General features: G+C 62.5%; 2 protein-coding genes. Both read right to left on the bottom strand.

Annotated elements, in window-relative coordinates; all coding sequences use genetic code 11:
- On the bottom strand, positions 1 to 625 hold a 625-nt coding region (locus tag ACZ92H_RS29140; RefSeq protein ID WP_465051945.1), incomplete at its 3' end, for a POTRA domain-containing protein.
- Positions 626 to 1,194: 569 nt separating this feature from the next.
- On the bottom strand, positions 1,195 to 10,290 hold the full coding sequence (locus ACZ92H_RS29135; protein WP_465051946.1) for a YDG domain-containing protein: 9,096 nt from the start codon (positions 10,288 to 10,290) through the stop codon (positions 1,195 to 1,197).
- Between the last annotated feature and the right edge of the window lie 26 nt (positions 10,291 to 10,316).

The raw sequence follows: 10,316 nt of genomic DNA, 5'->3' as shown, positions 1-10,316 counted from the left end.
GCTGCACGTCGACGATCAGGTCCGAAGCGCCCAGCGAGGCGCCCGGCGCCAGCGTCGAGCTGACCTGCACGCCCGGCAAGTCCGACAGCAGCAGCAGGCGCCGCTCCAGCGGCGCCGTGGCGATCACAGTGCCGTCGAGGCCGGCCAGCAGGCTGCCGGCCAGGCCATCGGACAGATTGCTCTGGTTGCGCAGCTGCACCTGGCCATACTGCCCCGGCAGCACGTTGATGGTGACGACGCCATCCTTGATATCTTGCGCGGGCAGATAAGCTTGCGCCAGGAAATAGCCGCGGTTCTGGTAATAGCTGGCAATGTTGGACGCCATGGCGCGCAGTTCGCCCAGGGTCAGCTCGCTGCCCGGCACGAAGCCCGTGGTGGCGATCAGTTCGCTTTCTGGAAACACGGGCGGCGCGGCAATCTGCAGGCGCTGCACCGTGATGCGCGTCGTATCGGCCACGGCCGTGGCGGGCACATTGCCCTGCTGCACGCGGATGGCGGGCGGCGCTTTCGGCAACTGGGGCGCGGCGGGAATCTGCTGCAGCTGGCTGCCGGCGCTGGGCGGATCGACGGCCCAGGCGGACTGGATGGCGACCAGCAAGGTCAGGGGAAGTAGTTTGGCGTTCAAGGTCATCCTTTCTGCAGTGCACCTACGCCCGGCACATGCGATGTCCACAGTGCTGGCGAGAAATATGAGAGCTGACAGAAATAATATTTTGATATTAGTGTTAAATTTAATGAAAACCAACAATCTAGATTCCCATCAGCAACATTGCACTATTTTAGCGCGCTGGCAGCCCATGAAACGCGCATCTGCGCCCTCTTCTCGCTGCTTGAAGACGACAGTGCACCAGGCCTCCTTAAAATCGGCGAATGGCGCTGATAGCGTGTATTTCTGGCAAATTTTATGTTGTTACTACGCGACGATAGTGCTATAAAAACACTATCGAGATGCTATTCCCAGGACGGGATTCGGAGGAAGACCAGCGCAGATATTGATATTAATATAATGTAAAACAATGTTATTTTATATGTATGTGGAATCATTTTCCATGACACATATTTCATACCTAATTCCGCATGTCACAGTGTTGCCAAAAAAGATTATCAAGAAGCATTTAGAGTGATCTGCTGGACTTTTTTCCAGCCCAGACATCAGAACGGCAGGATGCGTCTCGCACCCTGCCGTTCCACAGGCTATTTCGCCAAGTCGGCATTGCCGCCCAATTCTGGCGGCAGCAAGACTCCCTGGTTGATAATGCTCAGGCGCAAGCCTGGCAGCACGTTCGTCACCGTGTTGCCATTCAGTGCTACCGCCACCGGAACCAGCGTCGTAGCGGCTGGCCCATTCCCCACGGGCTCGGCAAGCGCCACGGTCTCGCCCGCGCCAATCTGGTCGGCCAGCACCATGTTGCCCTGCGATGGCGCCACCACCACCGATCCCAAGGCTGCCGCCACGGCGCTTTGCAGGGCTTCCGTCGGATTCACCTTCAACACGCCATCGACATAGTCCAGTGCATAATTGACCGAAGTCTGGCCGGAAGGCGTGATCAGGTAATTGCCCGACGATGAGCCCGTCGTTGCCGAAGTGTTGAACAACAAGGTGCCGTTCAGTTCAGACGCCACGGTATCGCTGCCCAGCAAGCCCGTGTAACTGGCGGTAAACACGGGATTCGGCTGCCCCTGGCTCTTCTCGGCATTGCCGGCCTTCACCGTCAGCTGCGCCTGCGTGATATCGGCGCTCGTCACGGCCGTGCCATTGACCACATAGTTGCCCGCATCGGCGCCGGCCAGGCGGATGCCGCCCACCGTCACCGTCTTGCCACGGCCTGCATTCTTGTCGGCAAAGGTGGCGCCATTCGAGGCAATGCTCAGCTGATCGCCCGCGATGCGGTCATCGCGCAGGTTCACCGTGGCGCCCGTGGTGGCGTCATACACCTTGTTCGCGGCTGTCGCGCCCACCGTCAGGGCTTTCGGCGTGATGCTGGCCGTCAAGCCCGTCGGGTTGCCGACTGTGTAGTTGCTCGCCAGGCCCGTCGCCGTATCGAGCAGGGTCGTACCCGTCACCGTCACCGCTTTCGCGTTGCCCGCGTTCTTGTCACCGAACGCCGCCGTCTGGCCGCCGATGGCCAGCGTTTCGCCGCCTACCAGGCCGATCAGGCTGCCGCCGCTCAACTGCGCGAGGGTATTGCCATCGTAGACTTTGTTAGCGGCCACCTGGCCTGCCAGCGTCAGCGCTTTCGGCGTGATGCTGGCCGTCAAGCCCGTCGGATTGCTGACCGTGTAGTTGCCCGCCAGGCCATTGGCCGTATCCAGCAAGGTCGTGCCCGCCACCGTCACCGCCTTCGCATTGCCCACATTCTTGTCGCTGAAGGCCGCCATCTGTCCGCCGATGGCCAGGGTTTCACCGCCTACCAGGCCAATCAGGCTGCCGCCGGTCAGCTGCGCCACCGCATTGCCATCGTAGACTTTGTTGCCCGCTACCTGGCCCGCTAGTGTCAGGGCTTTCGGCGTGATGCTGGCCGTCAAGCCCGTCGGATTGCTGACCGTGTAGTTGCTGGCCGCCCCAGTGCCATCGAGCAGGGTCGTCCCCGTCACCGTCACGGCCTTGGCGTTGCCCGCATTCTTGTCGCTGAAGGCCGCCGTCTGCCCGCCGATGGCCAGGGTTTCGCCGCCTACCAGGCCGATCAGGCTGCCGCCGCTCAACTGCACCACGGCGTTGCCGTCGTAGACCTTGTTGCCCGCCACCTGGCCCGTCACCGTCAGGGCTTTCGGCGTGATGCTGGCCGTCAAGCCCGTCGGATCGCTGACCGTGTAGTTGCTGGCCGAACCCGAGCCATCGAGCAAGGTGGTGCCGCTGACCGTCACGGCCTTGGCGTTGCCCGCATTCTTGTCGCTGAAGGCCGCCGTCTGCCCGCCGATGGCCAGGGTTTCGCCGCCCACCAGGCCGATCAGGCTGCCGCCGCTCAATTGCGCCACGGCGTTGCCATCGTAGACCTTGTTGCCCGCTACCTGGCCCGCCACCGTCAGGACTTTTGGCGTGATGCTGGCCGTCAAGCCCGTCGGATCGCTGACCGTGTAGTTGCTGGCCAAACCCGAGCCGTCGAGCAGGGCGGTGCCCGTCACCGTCACGGTTTTCGCATTGCCTGCATTCTTGTCGCTGAAGGCCGCCGTCTGTCCGCCGATGGCCAGGGTTTCGCCGCCCACCAGGCCGATCAGGCTGCCCCCCGTCAACTGCGCCACGGCATTGCCATCGTAGACTTTGTTGCCCGCCACCTGACCGGTGAGAGTCAGGGCTTTTGCCGTGATCGTGGCCGTGCTGCTGGAAACGTTGCTCACCAGGTTGTAGTTGCCCGCGTCCGCGCCGCCCAGGGTGATGCCGCTCACATTGACGGTCTTGCCGCTGCCCGCATTCTTGTCGATGAACGCACCCGTTCCCGCCACCGTCAGGCTGTCGCCGCCGATGATGCCATTAAAGGTCGCCGCGCCGGTGAGCGTCGCATCGGTCAAGCCATCGTAAGTCTTGTTGTTGACGCCCACGTTCGACACGCTGCCGATGCTGGCCCTGGCGATATCGGCCACGCCGCTGGAAACATTGCTCAGCAGGTTGTAGTTGCCCGCATCCGCGCCGCCCAGGGTGATGCCGCTCACATCGACAGTCTTGCCGCTGCCCGCATTCTTGTCGCCGAAGGCAGCGCTGCCGGCCACCGTCAGGCTGTCGCCGCTTACCATGCCATCGAAGGTCGCCGCGCCATTGAGCGTGGCCGTCGTCAAGCCGTCATAGGTCTTGTTGTTGACGCCCACATTCGACACGCTGCCGATGCTGGCCTTGCCGATATCGGCCACGCCGCTGGAAACATGGCTCGCCAGGTTGTAGTTGCCCGCGTCCGCGCCGCCCAGGGTGATGCCGCTCACATTGACGGTCTTGCCCGTGCCCGCATTCTTGTCGATGAACGCGCCCGTTCCCGCCACCGTCAGGCTGTCGCCGCCGATGATGCCATCGAAGATCGCCGCGCCGGTGAGCGTCGCATCGGTCAGGCCATCGTAAGTCTTGTTGTTGACGCCCACGTTCGACACGCTGGTGATATTGGCCCTGGCGATGTCGGCCACGCCGCTGGAAACATTGCTCACCAGGTTGTAGTTGCCCGCATCCGCGCCGCCCAGGGTGATGCCGCTCACATCGACAGTCTTGCCGCTGCCCGCATTCTTGTCGCCGAAGGCAGCGCTGCCGGCCACCGTCAGGCTGTCGCCGCTTACCATGCCATCGAAGGTCGCCGCGCCATTGAGCGTGGCCGTCTTCAAGCCGTCGTAGGTCTTGTTGTTGACGCCCACGTTCGACACGCTGGTGATGCTGGCCCTGGCGATGTTGGCCACGCCGCTGGAAACATGGCTCACCAGGTTGTAGTTGCCCGCGTCCGCGCCGCCCAGGGTGATGTCGCTCACATCGACAGTCTTGCCGCTGCCCGCATTCTTGTCGCCGAAGGCAGCGCTGCCCGCCACCGTCAGGCTGTCGCCGCTTACCATGCCATCGAAGGTGGCCGCGCCATTGAGCGTGGCCGTCTCCAAGCCGTCGTAGGTTTTGTTGTTGACGCCCACGTTCGACACGCTGGTAATGGTTGCCTTGCTGATGCTGGCAGTCACGTTGCCCGGACTGCTGAAGGTGTAGTTGCTCGCCAGGCCTGTGCCATCCACCAAGGTGATGCCGCTGATCGTGACCACCTTGCCCGTGCCGGCGTTCTTGTCGCTGAAGGCGCCGACGCCGCCGATGAAGCCCAGCGTTTCACCCGTGACCATGCCGCTCAAGGTGCCGCCTGACAAGACTGCCGCCTTCGTTCCGTCATAGACTTTATTGCCGGCAGTCACACCGGACAGCGTGACTGCCTTGGGGGTAATACTGGCCGTGGCAGTGGCGGCATTATTGGTGAAAATATAATTTCCCAGGTCGCTGCCGGACAAGGTGATATTGCTGATATTGACGACCTTGTTGTTTCCCACGTTTTTATCCGTGAATGCGCCGTTCGCACTGAACAGCTGCACATCGTCGCCGGCAATTTTTCCATTGATTACGGCCGCGCTGGGACTGAGACTGACATTCAGGTTACCGTTATAGATCTTGTTCAAGGCGCTCAAGCCTGTGATGCCGGTGATCGTTGCCTTTGCAATATCACCCGTCAGGCCGCCCGGCGTATTGAGCGTGTAATTGCTCGCCAGGCCAGTGCCGTCGCCAAGGCTCACGCCGCTGACCGTGATGACCTTGCCCGTGCCCGCGTTCTTGTCGCTGTAGCTGGCGCCCTGCACGGTGAAGGCCAGAGTTTCCCCATTGACCAGGCCAGCCAGGGTTCCGCCCGACAACGTGGCAAGCGCCGTGCCGTCATAGACTTTATTACCGTTCAGGCCAGTCAGCGTCAAGGCCTTGGCGCTGATATTGCCCGTGCCAGTGCCGATGCTGCTGGCCAGATCGTAATTGCCCGCATCCGTGCCGCCCAGCACGATGCCACTGATATTGACGGTCTTGCCATTGCCCGCATTCTTGTCGGCAAAGCTGCCGCTGGCATTCGACACCGTCAGATTATCGCCGCCCACCATGCCCGCAAACGTGGCACCCGACGTGTTCAGGCTGGCGGCGACATTGCCGTCGTACACCTTGTTGCCGGCCACGATGCCGGTCACGCCGCTGATGCTGGCCTTGCTGATATCGGCGCTGCTGCTGGCCGTGGTTGTGGTCAGGTTGTAGTTGCCCGCGTCCGTGCCGCCCAGCACGATGCCGCTGATGCTGACGGTCTTGCCATTGCCCGCGTTCTTGTCGGCAAAGCTGCCGCTGGCGCCCGATACCGTCAGGCTGTCGCCGCCAAGCATGCCGCTAAACGACGCCCCCGCCGTATTCAGGCCGGCACTGGCGCTGCCGTCGTACACCTTGTTGTTGGCTACGATACCGGCCACGCCGCTGATGGTCGCCTTGCTGATATTGCCCGTGCCAGTGCCAGTGCTGCTGGCGAGATCGTAATTGCCCGCATCCGTGCCGCCCAGCACGATGCCGCTGATATTGACGGTCTTGCCATTGCCCGCATTCTTGTCGGCAAAGCTGCCGCTGGCAGCCGATATGCTCAGGCTGTCGCCGCCCACCATGCCCGCAAACGTGGCCCCCGCCGTGTTCAGGCTGGCGGTAGTACTGCCGTCGTACACCTTGTTGCCCGCCACGATGCCGCCCACGCCGCTGATGCTGGCCTTGCTGATATCGGCGGTGGCGCTGGCCGTGGTTGTGGTCAGGTTGTAGTTGCCCGCATCCGTGCCGCCCAGCACGATGCCGCTGATGCTGACGGTCTTGCCGGTCGCGGCATTCTTGTCGGCAAAGCTGCCGCTGGCATTCGACACCGTCAGGCTGTCGCCGCCCAGCATGCCCGCAAACGTGGCCCCCGCCGTGTTCAGGCTGGCGGCAAGCAAGCCGTCATAGACCTTGCTGCCCGCCACGATGCCGCCCACGCCACTGATGGTGGCCTTGCTGATGTTGGCGGTGGTGCTGGCCGTGTTGCCGGTCAGGTTGTAATTGCCCGCATCCGTGCCGCCCAGCACGATCCCGCTGATATTGACGGTCTTGCCATTGCCGGCATTCTTGTCGGCAAAACTGCCGCTGGCGGCCGATACGTTCAGGCTGTCGCCGCCCAGCATGCCCGTAAACGACGCCCCCGTCGTGTTCAGACTGGCGCTGTCTGTGGCGTCGTACACCTTGTTGCCGGCCACGATGCCGCCCACGCCGCTGATGGTCGCCTTGCTGATGGTGGCGGTGGCACTGGCCGTGGTATTGCTCAGGTTATAGTTGCCTGCATCCGTGCCGCCCAGCACGATACCGCTGATGCTGACGGTCTTGCCATTGCCGGCGTTCTTGTCGGCAAAGCTGCCGCTGGCATTCGACACCGTCAGATTATCGCCGCCCACCATGCCCGTAAACGATGCCCCCGCCGTGTTCAGGCTGGCAGCGACGGTGCCGTCGTACACCTTGTTGCCAGCCAGGATGCCACCCACGTCGCTGATGGTCGCCTTGCTGATCGTGCCCGTCAGGCCAGTCACTGGCACCAGCAGGTAATTGCCGCCGGCGCTGCCGCCCAGGCTGGCATTGGTCGTTACCGAAATGTTACCGCCTGCATTCTTGCTGACATAGGTGCCCCCCACTGTCGTGCTGACATTGGGCAGGTCGGCGGCCAGCACGCCGTTCAGGGTGCCGCTGATGGATGCCGTGGTGGTGCCGTCATATACCTTGCCGGCCACCGCCGCGCCACTCAGGGTGACGGACTTGGGCGTGATTACCAGGCCGCCGTCGACGTAGGTAACGGCATAGCCGGACTGGCCGTTCGTCGAATACAGGCCGCTGGCCGAGACGCCATACGTGCCGGCATTCACGGCGCCGGCCGTGCTGCCCGTGTACACGGGCGTGCCCAGCAATATCGTGTTGTCGTACACATTCGAATAACTGACGCTGTTGGCGCCGCCGGCATAAGCCACGCCGTCATATACCTTGGTATTGTAGGAAACGCTGACGACGATCTCTTTCATGAAGGAACGCAGGAACGGCGCGCTGTGGCCATCGTAGGCGACCCACATCTGTCCCAGGTCCCAGCCCGCGCCGGAATAGGTGGCAAGTGTCTTGAGCTGGGCCGTGCTCAAGCCCGTGCCGCCGGCACTGGTGAGTTTGCCGCTGGTCAGGGTATCCCAGTAGCTGCCCGTGACAGCGCCCGCGCCGGTGCCGACCAGGCCGCCACCGGCGCCGCTCACGCTGCCGTTAGCATAGCTGGTCGCGACGCCGCCGCTGTTGCTGCCGACCAAGCCGCCCACGCCGCTGCTGCCGGTCACCGCACCGCTGGCATAACTATCCTTGACCGTCCCGGTGCCCGTGTTCGTCCCCACCAGGCCGCCGACATTGCCGGCGCCCGTGACAGCGCTGGTGGCAAAGCTGCCACTGATGCTGCCGCCATTCGTGCCCACCAAGGCACCGCTGCCGTTACCGCCGGCGACCGTACCGCCAGACAAGCCCACGTTGGCGATCGCGCCGCCGCTGCCGACCGCGCCAAACAGGCCCACATCCGCCACGCCCGACTTGTAGATATTCAGATTCGAAATAATATGGCCGGTGCCATCGAGACTGCCGGTAAATGCCAGGGCAGTGGTCCCAACGGGAATGAAGCCCGCACTGCCCCACACGTCGGTGGCCGTGCTGGCCGTGCCCGCCGCAGCAATATCGTTGGCCAGCACATATTGGGCGGTCAAGTTCATGCCCATCAATTGCAGCTGATGCGCCGAAGTAATCGTCTTCGACCACTCCGAGGCCAGCATTGGCAAGGTCGCACCGCCTCCTGTGGTGCTATTAAAACTGCCATCGGTATTGACCATCACCCAGTTATTGCCAAGTGCGCCGGCCGTGGTGGTGAAGTTAAAACCGGCGAAATTCGACGCGCTTTTCATCTGCGTGCTGCTCAGGCCGATGATGGTGGCAGTGCCGGTGTTGAGGCCTATCGCCGCACCGGAATTGAGCGTGTTATTGTAAATGCCATTGACGACGCCGTTCGGCGCACCATTCTGGCCGGCCACGCCGCCCACATTGCTCACGCCACTAACTTTACCGCTGGAATAGACATTGGTCAGGGTACTGCGTACGCCGCCACTACCCGAGGTTTGGTTATTCCAGCCGACCACTCCGCCGATATTGGAGTTGCCGCTGACACTGCCGGTGGCGTAACTATTGACGATAGTGCCCCCCGACTGGTTGAAGCCGACCAATCCACCGACGAGATCGCCTCCAGCACCGTTGCCCGGCGTGCCAGTAACGGTCGAGGTCGAATAACTATTGCTGATCTTGGCATTATCATTTTCACCGACCAGGCCGCCGGCGTTCGTATGCGCCGCCACCGTGCCGGTGGCGTAGCTAAATTCGATCCCCTGGCTGGGGCCCGTGCCCTGGTAGCGGTTATACGCGGTCAAGCCGCCAGCGCGCTGGCCGCCGCTGACGGCGCCAGTGGCGAAGCTTCGCGAGACGAGTCCATAGTTAAAACCGATCAGGCCGCCGGCACTGCCGGTGTCATCACTGGTCACGGTACCGGAGGCCGAGCTGTTCGTCACCGCCGCACCTGCAGCATTGTTGCCGACCAAGCCGCCTGCACCATAATATCCGGCACCCACCACCGCAGCGCCGGACCGGCTATTATTGATCGTGCCGACATTCTTGCCCACCAAGCCGCCGATATACGCGTAGCCGCTGCCACCGACCGTACCGGTGCTGTAGACATTGTTGACCAGGCCAAAGTTAATGCCAGCCAACATACCGGCGCTGGCGAAATCACCGAGGTAATTCGGCGATGAAGTGCTGACACTGCCGCCTTCCAGCCCCAGGTTGCTGACCGAGGCGCTGCTGCCGATCACACCGAACAGGCCGACGGCGGTATTCGCGCGGCTGATGGTCAGCCCGGAAATAACATGGCCCAGGCCATCAAACTTGCCCGTAAACGGTGTGGCGTTCGCGCTGCCGAGCGGCGCATCGCCGCGGCCGATAGGCGAAAAGCCGCCGCCCGCCCATCCGCTTGTGCTGCTCGCATTGATATTGCTACCCAAAACATAATTACCGCCCAGCGCACCATTAATGCCTTGCAAGTCATTACCCGTCGTGCTGTTTGCCGCACCCAGGCTATTGATGACCGTATACATCGTCACGCTGCCATTGCTGCCCAGTTTGGTGCTGAAATTATTTCCCGATGGTAAATCAACCGTGGCGGACGAGGCAATGTTATAGCTGCTGGTATTGTTGGCCGCCACGGCTTGCTGGCCGTATTCGAGCGCCAGGCTGGCCGTGCCCGTGCCGCGCATGGCCTTGTTGATGTTGATGTTGTTCTGTGCCGTCAGGGTCAGCTTGTTGGCTGCCCAGCTGATGGTGTCGTTGACATTGATATTGCCCTGCGTGCCGCCCGCGCCGGAAACGCTCTGGATTTGCACATTGCCCGATTTCAAGGCATTCGTAAAGAACGCCCCCGTCTGATCGCCGCCTGATGCGGCAATATTGTAATCCGATGGATCGATCAGCCAGGTGCCGGACAGGCCCTTGCTCGATGCCGTCGTCACCTTCAGACCATCGTCGATCTTCACGTGCGCCGCCGACGTGTCGATGAAGCCGCCATCGCCGCCCGCAGGCGCGCTGGCGTCCAGCGTGCCCGCCGCGTTCACCGTGCCGCTTTGCATGTCGCCCAGCAGCTTGATCGTGCCGCCGCGCGTGTCGATCGTGTGCGCCTCGATCACGCCCGTGTTGTTGACCACGGTTTTCAGGAGGTCGCCGGCCGCCT

The organism is Janthinobacterium foliorum (genome assembly GCF_978021625.1).
Note: the sequence above shows the minus strand (reverse complement) of the source record. Positions and strands in the feature narration are given on the sequence as shown.